Origin of the sequence: Acinetobacter sp. YH12252, from assembly GCF_013417365.1 — a bacterium.
GTDB classification, from domain to species: Bacteria; Pseudomonadota; Gammaproteobacteria; order Pseudomonadales; family Moraxellaceae; genus Acinetobacter; species Acinetobacter towneri.
Map to the genome: position 1 here is coordinate 173,656 of NZ_VPEA01000001.1, position 14,359 is coordinate 188,014.

13 protein-coding genes and 3 tRNA genes are annotated in these 14,359 nt (G+C 40.8%); 9 read left to right on the forward strand and 7 right to left on the reverse strand.

What is annotated here, in order from left to right; genetic code table 11:
* Window positions 1-67: 67 nt before the first annotated feature.
* Window positions 68-382, forward strand: coding sequence for a DUF5713 family protein (locus tag FTV28_RS00860; protein ID WP_096900998.1), 315 nt, complete (start codon window positions 68-70; stop codon window positions 380-382).
* A gap of 25 nt (window positions 383-407) precedes the next feature.
* Here the strand turns inward: FTV28_RS00860 and FTV28_RS00865 are convergent, their stop codons facing one another.
* Together FTV28_RS00865 and FTV28_RS00870 are read right to left on the reverse strand one after the other, a co-directional pair.
* Entirely contained in the window at window positions 408-833 is a 426-nt protein-coding gene (locus FTV28_RS00865; protein ID WP_179989249.1) for a hypothetical protein, read from the reverse strand.
* Window positions 834-951: 118 nt separating this feature from the next.
* A tRNA-Leu gene (locus FTV28_RS00870) sits at window positions 952-1,037 on the reverse strand.
* Between the two features lie 209 nt (window positions 1,038-1,246).
* On the opposite strand from FTV28_RS00870, the gene FTV28_RS00875 reads away from it, so the two are divergent.
* Complete coding sequence (locus FTV28_RS00875; RefSeq protein WP_179989250.1) at window positions 1,247-3,019, forward strand: alkaline phosphatase; 1,773 nt, start codon at window positions 1,247-1,249, stop codon at window positions 3,017-3,019.
* Between the two features lie 70 nt (window positions 3,020-3,089).
* Here the strand turns inward: FTV28_RS00875 and FTV28_RS00880 are convergent, their stop codons facing one another.
* From FTV28_RS00880 to FTV28_RS00890, 3 genes are all read right to left on the reverse strand, one after another.
* Complete coding sequence (locus FTV28_RS00880) at window positions 3,090-3,821, reverse strand: hypothetical protein (RefSeq protein ID WP_179988554.1); 732 nt, start codon at window positions 3,819-3,821, stop codon at window positions 3,090-3,092.
* 109 nt (window positions 3,822-3,930) lie between these two features.
* A tRNA-Leu gene (locus FTV28_RS00885) sits at window positions 3,931-4,016 on the reverse strand.
* 15 nt (window positions 4,017-4,031) lie between these two features.
* Window positions 4,032-4,105: transfer RNA gene (locus tag FTV28_RS00890), tRNA-Cys, on the reverse strand.
* Between the two features lie 152 nt (window positions 4,106-4,257).
* Between FTV28_RS00890 and folD the strand changes: the two genes are divergently transcribed.
* Window positions 4,258-5,106: a bifunctional methylenetetrahydrofolate dehydrogenase/methenyltetrahydrofolate cyclohydrolase FolD gene (gene folD / locus FTV28_RS00895; RefSeq protein WP_004972142.1), complete on the forward strand. Its 849-nt coding sequence runs from the start codon at window positions 4,258-4,260 to the stop codon at window positions 5,104-5,106.
* Between the two features lie 270 nt (window positions 5,107-5,376).
* Complete coding sequence (locus FTV28_RS00900) at window positions 5,377-6,045, forward strand: methyltransferase (protein WP_004972140.1); 669 nt, start codon at window positions 5,377-5,379, stop codon at window positions 6,043-6,045.
* A 39-nt stretch (window positions 6,046-6,084) separates the two neighbouring features.
* On the opposite strand, the gene FTV28_RS00905 is transcribed toward FTV28_RS00900, so the two are convergent.
* Window positions 6,085-6,519 carry a hypothetical protein gene (locus tag FTV28_RS00905; protein WP_026438295.1) on the reverse strand — a complete coding sequence of 145 codons (435 nt, stop codon included), beginning with the start codon at window positions 6,517-6,519 and terminating at the stop codon, window positions 6,085-6,087.
* A gap of 293 nt (window positions 6,520-6,812) precedes the next feature.
* A complete protein-coding gene (locus FTV28_RS00910) occupies window positions 6,813-8,642 on the reverse strand; it encodes a phosphoenolpyruvate carboxykinase (GTP) (protein ID WP_179989251.1) in 1,830 nt (609 codons plus the stop codon).
* Between the two features lie 419 nt (window positions 8,643-9,061).
* On the opposite strand from FTV28_RS00910, the gene FTV28_RS00915 reads away from it, so the two are divergent.
* The 5 genes from FTV28_RS00915 to FTV28_RS00935 all read left to right on the forward strand — a co-directional run bounded on the left by FTV28_RS00915 (window position 9,062) and on the right by FTV28_RS00935 (window position 14,331).
* A complete protein-coding gene (locus FTV28_RS00915; RefSeq protein WP_257222772.1) occupies window positions 9,062-9,994 on the forward strand; it encodes a diacylglycerol kinase family protein in 933 nt (310 codons plus the stop codon).
* Complete coding sequence (locus FTV28_RS00920) at window positions 9,975-10,748, forward strand: metallophosphoesterase (RefSeq protein WP_179989253.1); 774 nt, start codon at window positions 9,975-9,977, stop codon at window positions 10,746-10,748. The genes FTV28_RS00915 and FTV28_RS00920 overlap by 20 nt, the downstream gene beginning before the upstream one ends.
* A 186-nt stretch (window positions 10,749-10,934) precedes the next feature.
* Window positions 10,935-11,225: a co-chaperone GroES gene (groES, locus tag FTV28_RS00925; protein WP_179989254.1), complete on the forward strand. Its 291-nt coding sequence runs from the start codon at window positions 10,935-10,937 to the stop codon at window positions 11,223-11,225.
* 59 nt (window positions 11,226-11,284) lie between these two features.
* Window positions 11,285-12,919 (forward strand): chaperonin GroEL, encoded by a 1,635-nt coding sequence (groL, locus tag FTV28_RS00930; protein ID WP_096900991.1) that lies wholly within the window; start codon window positions 11,285-11,287, stop codon window positions 12,917-12,919.
* Between the two features lie 260 nt (window positions 12,920-13,179).
* On the forward strand, window positions 13,180-14,331 hold the full coding sequence (locus FTV28_RS00935; RefSeq protein WP_179989255.1) for a LuxR C-terminal-related transcriptional regulator: 1,152 nt from the start codon (window positions 13,180-13,182) through the stop codon (window positions 14,329-14,331).
* The last annotated feature ends 28 nt before the right edge of the window (window positions 14,332-14,359 follow it).

Genomic DNA, 14,359 nt, shown 5'->3' on the forward strand with positions numbered 1-14,359 from the left:
AGCTAGAATTAAAGCCCTGCTTATGCTATATAGGCACGCTTGAATCTCTGTATTTTTGAGTGCTTGTATGTTTGCAGATTTACTTCTCCCGATGTTTGATGATGAGTTTTATCCTGATATTTTAGTTGCTGAGTTAAAACAACTGATTCAACAGTTTGCAAAACACGTGTCTAAATCCAATTTATCTGAAACGGATATTTATCATTTTGCTGATCAGACCGTGCAAGCCATTAATAAAATGAAACCACAATTTGAAGATTTGGATTCAGATTTGGACGATACCGCAGCAGATTATATTGCTGAGGCGATGATGATGGTGTTGCAAGATCAAGGTTATTTCGAGATTGAAACGGAAGAGTTGATTGCAACGAGAGAGTGGTGATAGGTCACTCTCTTTCAGCTTTAATTTATGGGTGATTCAATAAATCATCTAAAACATCATCCAAATGGCAACTTTGCTGTGTATGTAGTTCTGCAATTTCCCGAACATTCAACGTATATAGCCCATTATGTTCATTCGGCTGTGCAATTAAATTGACCCAAAACTTTGTATTTTGTTGCAGCAAAGTTTTGAGTTGCTTTTTATCTTCAGGATTTTGGAAATTTAATAAATATAAATTGTTGCCTAAGCTGCAACGACGTAATTGTAATTCTTGATTTTTATATTGCACTGTTCCTGCAAAAACATCATAAAATTCTGCATCAGTTTCAATTGGGTTTACGGATTCGGTTGCTGACTCAAGGCTGGGATTTTGTGCATGGCTTGCAAAACTGAGCAAGCAGCATAAACAGATCACCCATTTGAAAGAGAAGATAAAGCGTTGTAGAGACATTTCAAATCATCGGCACATAAGTGTTATCGTTTTCAATATTATATTTTTTAGGCATAAAAAACCAGCTTAATGCTGGAGTTCTTTATTTGCACCATTTGAATGATTTGATTCATTAAAATGGTGCCCGAGGCCAGACTCGAACTGGCACGCTTTGAGGGCGGGGGATTTTAAATCCCCTGTGTCTACCGATTTCACCACTCGGGCATGTGCGCAATAATAGAGGACGAAATAAATCTTGGCAAGTAAATTTATTTACAATTGCTTTCTTTTCAATCAATTCAACTTATTAGCTTGAAAAAAGTTCGGTTTGCAGTATATTTCTGCTGTTTGTCATCAATATTTCATGAATTTGAGATCAAAGCGAAATCATAAATTTCTATGTTGAGCGCTCAAGAAAAATAAAAGGAATATTCATGAACATTCGCTTAACTCGCCGAGAGCTGATTCAAAAAAGTTTGGCTGGTTTTGGGGCGTTGTCATTGCCAGTCGCATTAACTGCATGTGGTGATGACAATGAAAATACAGCAGAAAATGCATTAAAGGTGCAGTTTTTGCATGGTGTCGCCAGTGGTGATCCGCTGCATGATCGTATCATTTTATGGACACGTGCAACGCCAAGTGACATGGCAGCATGCATTGAAGTGGTTTGGGAAATTGCCAGCGATGAGGCGTTTAAGCAATTGGTAAATACTGGCAAAGTACAAACCAGCGCAGCGCAAGATTTTACTGTTAAAGTGGACGCAGATCGTTTACAGGCAGGGACTAAATATTATTACCGTTTCCGCTTTGGTAATACGGTTTCTGCTATAGGACAGACCAAAACCTTGCCACAACGCAGCGATCAAGTGAAATTTGCGGTCTGTTCTTGCTCGAACTATCCCGCAGGTTATTTTCATGTGTATAAAGAAATGGCACAGGAAAACAATCTGGATGTGATTATTCACTTGGGTGATTATATTTATGAATATGGACAAGGTGGCTACGCGACTGACGATGCAAAACAGTTAGGACGTACCTTTGCTGCAGACAATGATAAAGAAATTATCAAGTTAGATGATTATCGTAAACGTTATGCTTTATATCGTACCGATGCTGATTTGCAGACTGCTCACCAACGCCATCCATTTATTGTCATTTGGGATGACCATGAACTCAGTAATGATACTTGGGAAGCGGGTGCAGATAATCATCAAGAAGGTGAAGGCAGCTTTATAGAACGTAAAATTGCGGCATTACAGGCTTATTTCGAGTGGATGCCAATTCGTCCAGTTGCAGAAAATGATCATTTGAATATTTATCGCCAGTTTGATTTTGGTGGTTTGGTGAATTTGATGATGCTGGATACGCGTATTTTGGCGCGTCATAAGCAATTAGATTATGCTAACTATATGACGGCAGAAGGTATTGATGCTGCTAAATTTCAGGCAGATTTATTTAGTGATCAACGCACATTGATGGGTGGAGTTCAACGAGAATGGTTGCAAAAGCAGTTGGGGCAGTCTAAGGCTACTTGGAATGTTTTGGCTCAACAAGTGTTGATGGCGAAAATGCTGATTCCACAAGAACTGTTATTGCCTTTAGCGAAAATCACCAATGGTGATCAGCAACCTGAAACACTTGCACAAATGAAGCAGAAAATTACAGAATTGGTCACGCTGAAATTGCGTTTAAAAGCGAATGATCCAACTTTGACAGCAGTAGATAAGGCACGTTTGTATGCGGTTGCACCTTATAACCTCGATGCTTGGGATGGTTATGCCTACGAGCGAGAAGTTGTGTATGGGACATTGCAGCAACTTGGGAAAAAAGCAGTGGTGTTGGCAGGTGATACTCACAATGCTTGGGCTGCAACCTTGCATACACATGAAACAAATCATAAGGTTGGGTTGGAATTCGCGACCAGCTCGGTATCATCGCCCGGAATTGAGTATTACTTAAATGTGCCTGCAGACGAAATGGCAGCGTTGGAATATGCCTTTCAAGAACTGATTGATGAACTGGATTATTGCAACTTAAATCAACGTGGTTATTTAACGGTGACTTTTGATCGTGCGCAAGTGGTTGCAGATTGGAAGTTTATAGATACGGTTAAGGCACGTGAATACAAACTCGATGATACGCGTGGTCATCAACAGAAGTATGGTGTAGACTTAAAACCAATCATTGATGTCGCTAAAACTGCTTAAAATTGGTGTGATATTTACAGAAAACCGAGTCTAAGTTGCTCGGTTTTTTTTGATGATTAAGCGGAGGTTTTTAATCGAGTTTATCTTGAATATAACTGTCTAAATCTATGTATTTAATGCTTTTACATAAATTGTGTTCAACCTGCATCAGTTGTTGATGTAACTGAATTGCATGTTGATATTGCTGATTCAATTGGGCAAAACGAGGGCTATTTTTATTGGAAAAATACATCCGATATTGAATTTTAGCAGCTTGACGATATGACCAATACGCAGCACGGCGAAATTGCGTTAAGCAATATTTTTGTTCAAGGCTTATGTGGTCACGGAACATATTCTCTTTATAGAAACGTACAAAACCAAAACTGATGCAGAAAAAGAATAAAATCCCTTGCAGAATTGCACTCTGAAAATAGGCGAAATTTACCGCTTGTAGCAGAATCAATACTGCTATTTTTATGGTGGCATGTTGCTGTAGTTGATACCACGATGCCGAACTGTGTTTAATTTGATACAACACATAAGGTAGAAGCAGCATAAAACCTAACATGATGGCTAAAATCGCCAATGCCTTGGCTTGAAAGGCATCGTACTGCGTTACAAAGTTTTGAATCCCGTGCGCCAGACTGATTGAAATAGGAATAAAAATCAGGCAGGCCAAGACCCATGGAATCATTTCTTTCCAATCATCCAGCATGCCTTTGCTTTGAATAAAACCATAAAACAAAATATTTCTTTTAAATGCAGCAGGGTATTGTTGTTGCAATTGCTGCAAATCAAGAAGCGCTTGTTTAGGGTTCATAGAGGCATCATTGAATATTGAATAAAGAGGGGAAAACCTAAAATTTAGGCATAAAAAAACCAGCTTAATGCTGGGTTCTTTATTTGCACCATTTTAATCTATTTTAAAATGGTGCCCGAGGCCAGACTCGAACTGGCACGCTTTGAGGGCGGGGGATTTTAAATCCCCTGTGTCTACCGATTTCACCACTCGGGCATAGTTTTACAAGATTGGAGGCGGAGGTCGGAATCGAACCGGCGTCCACGGAGTTGCAGTCCGCTGCATGACCACTCTGCCACCCCGCCGCGTCTTGTGATGCGTATATTAGCAAGCTCTGAAAAAAAAACAATACTATTAAATGAGCAGATGCACATTAATTCGACATATAGAATAAAATAGTCTAAATAATCATGTATTATTTGCAAAATTGATTCATATCAACATTTGGAGATGTGCCGTGGCATTAATTTTAGACGGTCGTGCATTGGCAAAACAAATTGAAGCTGATCTGTTAACACGTGTAGAAGCGTTAAAAGCAAAATCAGGTCGTACCCCAATTCTAGCGACTATTTTGGTCGGTGATGACGGTGCATCTGCAACTTATGTACGCATGAAGGGCAATGCTTGCCGTCGTGTGGGCATGGATTCTTTAAAAGTAGAATTGCCAACAGAAACCACCACAGAACAATTATTGGCAGAAATTGAAAAATTGAATGCCAATCCTGATGTGCATGGTATTTTGTTGCAACACCCAGTTCCTGCGCAAATTGATGAGCGTGCTTGTTTTGATGCGATTTCACTTGCAAAAGACGTAGATGGTGTGACCTGTTTAGGTTATGGTCGTATGGCAATGGGCGAAGCTGCATATGGTTCTGCAACACCTGCAGGCATTATGACCATTCTTAAAGAAAAAAACATTGAAATTGCAGGCAAACATGCCGTTGTTGTGGGGCGTTCGGCAATTTTAGGTAAACCAATGGCTGCGATGCTTCTTGAAGCCAATGCAACAGTAACCATTTGCCATTCACGTACCCAAGATCTTGCAAGTTTTGTGAAACAAGCGGACATTATTGTTGGTGCGGTTGGTAAAGCTGAATTGATTCAAAAAGACTGGATCAAACCAGGCGCTGTGGTTGTTGATGCAGGCTTCCATCCACGTGATGGCGGTGGTGTTGGAGATATCCAATTGCAAGGCATTGAAGAGATTGCTTCTGCATATACGCCTGTACCAGGTGGCGTTGGCCCAATGACGATTACAACTTTGATTCGTCAAACGGTTGAAGCGGCTGAGAAAGCGTTAGGTTGATGAAGACCTCTCCCTAACCCTCTCTTGCGCTTCAATTTAAAAGCAGTGCTTTAAATTTTGCTCAGGAGAGGGGAAATTCATTGTGAAAATAATGGATGCTCCTTCTCTTGCGCCGTATACGGCTCAGGGAGAAGGCTGGGATGAGGGCTTAAAAATTCTCTCCCTAACTCTCCTAAAAAAGAGTGGGGAATTCATTGTAAAAATAATGAATGCTCCCTCTCCTTTAAAAAAGCAGAGGGAACTTTTTAAATTAGAACGAATAAAAATCCAATGAGCTGTACCTTTCAATTTCCTAAAGCCCCTGAACATCTTTTAGATGCTTTACATGATGTAATTCCAAATTGTGAATTACTGGCACAGCAATTGCCTGAAACGCCTATTTCACTTTGGCTTATTCCACCAGTATTTCCGACCGACAAGCTAGATGATGAAGTGATTCGTCGTATTTGGAATGATACGCCGTACTGGATTTTCTGTTGGGCTTCAGGACTTGCAATGGCGCAATGGTTATTGGCAGAACCGCAGCAAGTAAAAAATAAAGTCGTTTTAGACTTTGGTGCAGGTTCGGGCGTGGTGGCGATTGCTGCAAAAATGGCAGGTGCCAAACGGGTAATTTGTTGTGATATTGACCCCATTAGCCTTGCAGCCTGTCGAGCCAATGCTGAATTGAATGATGTGGTGCTTGAATATTTAGATGATCTATACAAAGCAGAACAAGTGGATGTATTGTTGGCTGCTGATGTACTTTATGATCAATGCAATCGCTTTTTTTTAGATGAGTTCTTAAAGTTCGCCCCAGAAGTTTGGGTGGCAGACAGCCGAGTGAAAAACTTTAGTCATCCACAATATATAAAAATAGATGAACGCAGCGCGACCACATGGCCAGATTTGGATGAAGCCAAAGAGTTCCGTAATGTGAGTTTTTATAAGACGCGATAACTCATCACGTCTTATAGGAAGCCAGTTTTGTGGCGCGAATTAATTGCAGCTATAACGCACAATGCGCAGTGTGCTTGGGCGAGCATCTAAGGCCTGACGTGTAGCATAGTTTTCACTGCTATGTAGCTCAGGTGTGTTCGATAAGCCAATAGAGGTGCGGCTTTGCCCAAGTTGGCGACCATACGGGTCTTGTTGGTTGGCTGCAGGATTCACCACTTCATTAATACTTAAAATCCGCAATTGATAAGTTTTATGCGCACCAAGTTCTTTTTGGCAGGCACGCTGTAATTTACTTTCATCGCGCTGTTGGTTTTGACGTCCTGCAAGAGTGTAGGCTAATACTGCGGTGCGATCAGTTTTGCTTTCGACTTTATAGCCAACAAAACTATTCTCGTTTTGCTCAGGCAAACTTTGACAAGCGGATAAACCTAACCCAAGTCCCGTCATAGCCAAAATAATCATTGTATTCTTCATGGTTTTATTCATGATCATGTCCCATGTTTTGAAGTCATTAATTCTTGTTTGAAGTATGCCATAGCTGAGAGGACAAAGCATGGCTTTGTTGGCGGTGTAGCAGGCTGTCTATATTTGAGCTGATAAGCGTGTGCTTGTGATGTCATGTTTTTACCTTGAATCTTCGTATTATTTAGTATTTACACATCAGGTGGGATTGTTGAAGAGCGGATTTCGGTGCTTTTAACACATAAAATATTAGGGCAATAAAAAAAGGTCACCGAAGTGACCTTTTCTTAGCAATCAGCGTTGAATTACGCAGATTTAACCGCTTCAAGTAAAGCAGCTTGACGTGCTTTCAATGCAGCAGGTAGGCGCTCACCAAGTTTGTTGAATAACTCAGTGTGGCTTTCTAACTCTTTGATCCATTGTTCTTTGTCTTGCGCTGTAACAGTTTCAAATTGTTCTTTAGTGAAATCTAAACCAGTCCAGTTCAATTGTTCATAAGTCGGAACGCGACCAATTGGTGTTTCAACTGCGTCTGCACGACCTTCGCAACGATCAATGATCCACTCAAGAACACGCATGTTTTGACCAAAACCAGGCCATACGAAGTTGCCTTCTGCGTCACGGCGGAACCAGTTTACGTTGTAGATGCCTGGTAATTTGTTGCCAGCAGCTTTTGCTTTCTCGCCAACTTTCTCACCCATTTCTAACCAGTGAGAGAAGTAGTCTGCCATGTTGTAACCAGCAAACGGAAGCATAGCGAATGGGTCACGGCGTACAATACCTTGTTGACCAACTGCAGCAGCAGTCGTTTCAGAGCCCATTGTTGCAGCTTTATAAACGCCATCTACCCAGTCAAATGCTTCTGAAATTAGAGGCACTGTGTCTGCACGACGACCACCGAAGATGAACGCTGAAATTGGAACACCTGCTGGATTTTCCCAGTCAGCATCAATAGAAGGACATTGACCAGCTGCAACCGTGAAGCGCGCATTTGGATGAGCTGCTTTTTCTTCACCAGTGTGTGGTTGGTTTTTCCAGTTTGTTAAGTTTGCAGGAACTTCTTTGGTTAGACCTTCCCACCATACTTCACCGTTATCAGTCACAGCAACGTTGGTATAAATTACGTCTTTGTGTAAGGTTGCCATACAGTTCGGGTTAGTCTTGGTATTGGTACCAGGTGCAACACCGAAGAAACCAGCTTCTGGGTTAATTGCATATAAGCGACCATCTTCACCTGGTTTGATCCAAGCAATATCGTCACCTACAGTTTCAATTTTCCAGCCTTCATAACCTGCTGGTGGAATCAACATAGCGAAGTTGGTTTTACCACATGCAGAAGGGAATGCCGCTGCGATATAGTGTTTTTCGCCTTGTGGATTAGTCACGCCTAAAATCAGCATGTGCTCTGCTAACCAGCCTTGTTCACGGCCCATTGCAGATGCAATACGAAGCGCTAAGCATTTTTTACCCAATAATGCATTACCGCCGTAACCAGAACCATACGACCAGATTTCACGAGTTTCTGGATAATGTACGATGTATTTTTCTTTGTTACATGGCCAAGCAACGTCTTTTTCGCCTTCAGCCAATGGTGCAGCAACAGTGTGTACGCAAGGTACAAATTCACCATCTGTGCCAAGTACGTCATAAACAGCTTTACCCATACGAGCCATTTTAGACATGCTAACTGCAACATAAGGAGAGTCAGTTAATTCAATACCGATGTGCGCAATGTGGCTACCCAATGGGCCCATAGAGAATGGAACCACATACATGGTACGACCAGCCATTGAGCCGTCGAATAAACCGTTTAATTTAGCGCGCATTTCAGCTGGCGCTTCCCAGTTGTTGGTCGCACCAGCATCTTCTTTGTTTTCAGAGCAGATGAAAGTACGGTCTTCAACACGAGCAACGTCAGAAGGATCAGAGTTTGCAAGGTACGAACCAGGGTGTTTTTCTTGGTTTAATGCTTGCATGGTGCCGTTAGCGATCATCAAGTCAATAAGACGTTGATATTCTTCAGCGCTACCGTCACACCATTCAATTTTTGCTGGTTTCGTTAACTTTGCAATTTCTTCAACCCATGCAATAAGCTTAGGGTGACGAACGAATTCTGGTGCGTTCACTTGGGTCATGGTGAGGCCTATCTTAAATGTGTACAAATGATGTACAAAGTACAATCTGAATAATGGGATACATCGTTCAGATGAAATATGAAAAAAAGTGGCTGTATTAAAGCACAAAATCATAAAAAAAATAAGACTTAGGCATGATTTGGCTTTCTGATAAAAAGTTTGGATAAATTAATAATACTGTATATTAAACATATACTTACATTTTTTGGTTGCTGCATTTTTTATTATTTAAATATTTGATGGACATTATTTATTTAAATTATTTTTATATAATTCAATGTTTTGAGTCTGTAATTTTTGATCGGTTTGTCATTGATTTAATAAATGGTCATCATTTGAATTTTACATAAAGCTGCTTTTCATTCTGCATCAATTGACTGAAATTAGAACAAAAGCTTTAAAAAATGGCACAGAGGTTTATGCAGCTACAGCCCTTATCGATTGTTTATAATCAAAAATCTGGATTTCATGCCAATCATAAAGACGATATTTATGAAGAGTTGTTGCACGTTTTATCGCAGCATGGCTTCGAAATTCAATCTTTTGACATTGGGGCGAGTACGGGCTTTGATGCGTTAATGCAACAGGTGTTGGCACGTCATCAACATCCTGATTTAGCGGGTGTGGTGGTGGCAGCGGGTGGAGATGGTACTTTAAATACGGTTGCTGCAAAGTTAAAAGGGACATCTATCCCCATGGGTATTTTGCCTTTGGGCACGTTTAATTATGTGGCACGCCTACTGAATATTCCGCTAGATTTAATTGAAGCCGCACAGGTCATTGCCACAGGCACGACGCGAGCTGTGCATGTGGCACAAATCAATCAACATATTTATTTAAACAATGCCAGTTTGGGTTTGTATCCTTTATTCATTCAAAAGCGCGAGCGTTATAACCAATATTTAGGACGTTTACCTTTGCATGCCTATACTTCAGGTTTGGATGTACTGATTCGTGACCGTAAAGAGTTAAAATTAAAAATTGCAATCGATGGCACACTTTATCCCTTAAAAACCCCGTTGATTTTCTTTGGCAATAATCAATTGCAATTATCTGAAATGAATTTACGTATTGCGCAAGCGGCAGAACAGGGCAAAGTTGCGGGTGTCGTGGTTGCCAAAAGCGATAAGCTGACTTTATTTAAAATTTTATGGCAAATGATTCAGGGCAAACTAGATCAAGCCAGTGATGTTTATAGTTTTGCTGCAGATCAGGTGGTAATTCACAGTACACAGACGCAGCTGACCGTGGCGATAGATGGGGAAATTGTCAAAATGCGTCCGCCATTACATATTTTGGTGCAGAAGAATGCACTCAACATTAAGGTGCCGCATGTTATTGCATCTGTCTGATTTGCATTTCGGCACCGAAAATATCGCGTGTATGCAGGCGATTCAACAGTTGTGTGCATCATTGCAGCCTGAAGCGGTAGTGGTGAGCGGCGATTTAACTCAACGCGCACGTTATGCACAATTTTATGCCTGTAAGCATTTTTTAGACAGTTTAGATGTGCCGTATTTGGTAGTACCAGGTAATCACGATATTCCGCTGTATCATCTCTGGAAAAGGTTTTTGAGTCCATTCGCCCGTTATCAGTTGTTTTTTGGGCGCATGGAAAGTGTGTTGGAAACGCAACATTTTTATCTGATAGGCGTAAATAGTATTCGACGCCGTTTTCATACTCGCGGGCATATTTCTTTAAGTCAAATTCAGGAGATTGATGCTTTGCTGCAAACCGCGCCAAGTAATAAGTTTAAAATTTTGGTGGCGCATCAACCATTTTATACACCACCAGATGATCGCCACAGCATTAAAGATTGCCCAGTGTTGGGGCGAATTGCCTTAGAGCAGTGGAGCAAAAATGGTTTGTATGCCTTGCTGCATGGGCATTTACATCAACCAGCCGTGTATGACTTAAATCAAATTTATGCCTTAGGTGTAGCGCATCCTGTGCTGGATATTCATGCGGGTACTGCAATTTCATATCGTTTGCATCAAGGTATGCCGAATAGCTTAAATGTATTGTGTAACAATGGTGATGTGCAGCATTACATTTTTGATGCTGAAAAAAAGCAATTTGTGTTGTGGCAACAAAATGCAGAATAAATCACCGATCTAGCCAACTTGTCTAAAAAAAACAACAAAAATTGAAAAATTTTTAGCTTTTCCCCTTGAAGCGTTTTTTTCCATCCCCACAACTGTGTCATCTAAAATTTATTTTGATGATGACCAAAGGAATAAATAAGTCGTCATCAGGAATCTGTACATAGACCTAGTCTGATGGAGTTATTTATGAGCAACATTCGTCCATTACATGACCGTGTAGTTATTCGTCGTGTTGAAGAAGAAACAAAAACAGCTGGCGGTATCTTGCTTCCAGGTTCTGCTGCAGAAAAACCAGCCCAAGGTGAAGTGATTGCAGTAGGTAATGGTCAAATTACAGACAATGGCGTACGCGCTTTAGACGTAAAAGTGGGCGACAAAGTCTTGTTTGGTACTTATGCAGGCACCACAGTTAAAGTAGACGGTGAAGAACTTCTAATTATGAAAGAGTCTGATATTTTAGCGGTACTTGAAAGCTAAGTTCAGAACTCATATTCAAAGCAAATTTGAACATTATTTAAAAATATTTGGAGTTAAACATGTCAGCTAAAGACGTAAAATTTGGTGATTCAGCTCGCACAAAAATGATCGCAGGTGTAAACGTACTTGCAGACGCAGTTAAAGTAACTTTAGGCCCTAAAGGTCGTAACGTAGTGATTGACCGTTCTTTCGGTGCACCGCACATCACTAAAGATGGTGTATCTGTTGCGAAAGAAATCACCTTAAAAGACAAGTTTGAGAACATGGGTGCTCAGCTTGTACGTGAAGTGTCTAGCAAAACCAATGATATCGCAGGTGACGGTACGACCACTGCAACAGTACTTGCACAAGCCATTTTAAATGAAGGCATCAAATCTGTAACTGCGGGCATGAACCCAATGGATTTGAAACGTGGTATCGACCTTGCTGTAAAGGCAGTCGTTGCAGACATTAGAGCAACGGCTAAACCTGCTTCTGACACGAAAGCGATTGAGCAAGTAGGTTCTATTTCTGCAAACTCGGACACTACTGTGGGCAAGTTAATTGCAGAAGCAATGGAACGCGTTGGTAAAGAAGGCGTAATCACTGTTGAAGAAGGTTCAGGCTTTGAAGACGCGCTTGACGTTGTAGAAGGTATGCAGTTTGACCGCGGTTATATCTCGCCATACTTCGCGAACAAACAAGATACTTTGACTGCAGAACTTGAAAACCCGTTCATTCTTCTTGTTGATAAAAAAATCAGCAACATTCGTGAACTGATTACTGTCCTAGAAGCGGTTGCAAAAACAGGTAAGCCTCTTCTGATCATCGCTGAAGATGTTGAAGGCGAAGCGCTGGCAACGCTTGTTGTGAACAACATGCGCGGCATCATTAAAGTATGTGCAGTGAAAGCGCCTGGTTTTGGTGATCGTCGTAAAGCAATGCTTCAAGATATTGCAATCTTGACAGGCGGTACGGTTATTTCTGAAGAAATTGGTATGTCTTTGGAGCAAACATCACTAGAGCATTTGGGTAGCGCGCACAAAGTTACAGTCTCTAAAGAAAACACCGTGATTGTGGATGGTGCTGGTGATGCAAATCAGATTTCTGAGCGTGTTCAGCAAATCCGTGCGCAAATCGAAGAATCTACTTCTGAATATGACAAAGAAAAACTTCAAGAACGTGTTGCTAAATTAGCAGGCGGTGTAGCAGTCATCAAAATTGGTGCTGCAACTGAAGTTGAAATGAAAGAGAAGAAAGACCGTGTGGATGATGCGCTTCACGCAACTCGCGCTGCGGTTGAAGAAGGTGTTGTTGCAGGTGGTGGTGTTGCACTGGTGCGTGCTGCATCTGCACTTGATGGTCTGACTGGTGCTAACGATGACCAAAACGTAGGTATCAACATTCTTCGTCGTGCAATTGAAGCTCCGCTTCGTCAAATCGTAGCCAATGCTGGTGATGAGCCATCTGTAGTAATCAATGCTGTGAAGAACGGTGAAGGTAACTATGGTTATAACGCTGCGACTGGTGAATATGGCGACATGTTGGAAATGGGTATTCTTGACCCTGCAAAAGTAACTCGTTCTGCACTTGAGCATGCAGCGTCTGTTGCTGGCCTGATGTTAACAACAGAATGTATGATTACTGAAATTCCAGAAGACAAGCCAGCAATGCCAGATATGGGTGGCATGGGCGGTATGGGCGGTATGATGTAAACCTCAGCGTACCCAAACTTCAAAAACCTCGTATCGTCAGATACGGGGTTTTTTTTATGGCGTAGTTTTTGTAATGTAGAGATTGCACACATGAAAAGACAAAATCACCTAGCTATTTTTTATTTACACATTAAATGTGTAATATGTATCTAAACTCCTTTTTTTTGTGAATAAAACTCATTATTCTTTTTAGAACAATAAGAAAAACAAATGATTAAATAAATGTAATGCAGATTGGAGTAGGCATAAAGGGGATAAAAATGGATAACCGAGAACACGAAATTATAGGCAGTATTTATGATGCCGCTGTAGATGTGAATTTATGGCCGCAAGTAATTGAAAAAATTGTTCAATATACAGACAGTAAAACCGCCATTTTTACTGCCTTAGATCAATTTAGTCCAAGTTACGATTTTTTATTTAGTCACAATATTCCAGATGAAGCTTTGCATGCCTATCGTGATGAGCGGATTCGTGTGATTGACATGCAGTTACACCGAGTATTGTGGGAAAATTTAGGTGTGGGCCAAGTAGCGAGCTCGGATTTATCGCATTATGGGGAAAACCCTGAAAGTGATGAATATATCTTTTATGAACGGTGTTTGAATCCGACGGGAATTAGTTATATCTCGGCTGTTTTGCTCGATCAGGGTTCACATCGCTGGGCGGTTTTGGGATTACACCGTGCGCCAGATGTAGCGCCGTATCAACAAAAAGAGTTGGATTTTTTAAAGCATTTGGGTGTGCATTTACGCCGTGCTTTACAAATCCATCGTCAGTTTAGTTTGGTTGAACAAGAAAATTTAAGTTTGTATAGCGTGCTCGATCATTTAAAAACAGGTGTAATTTTGCTTGATCATCAGCTGAGTTTGACTTATTCAAACCCTTTAGCTCAAAGCATGCTGGAACACGATTCATGTTTAGATTTGGATTTGTATAATCGATTAAAAACCCATGCTTATGATCAAAGTCGTTTAGATCAACTATTACATTCAGCGTTGTTGGGACAGTCGGCATTAAACGCAGATGTAGGCGGTGTATTGTCTTTGTCAGATGCGAAAGGACAACAATTAATGCTGACTATCGTACCTTGTTCTAAATTAAAAAATATGCAGCATCAAAATGCAGGACAACATCAAATTGCGGTATTTCTGACCGATAAACATCAGCACTATGCCTTGTCTAAAGCCTATTTGCAGCAAGCTTATCAATTATCTAAACGTGAGTTTGAGTTGTGTGAGTTGTTGTTGAATGGTTATAAGTTAGAAGAAATTGCGGAACATTGCGGGATTACCCTCAGTTCGGTGCGCACTTATTTTAAAAATATTTATGAAAAAACCCAATGCAACTCGCAAATTGAACTCATGCATTTATTAATGGGTTGTACCATTCATTTTGAGCATATTGGTTAAAGCAGCCTAAGTCGGGCTTAAGCTGCTT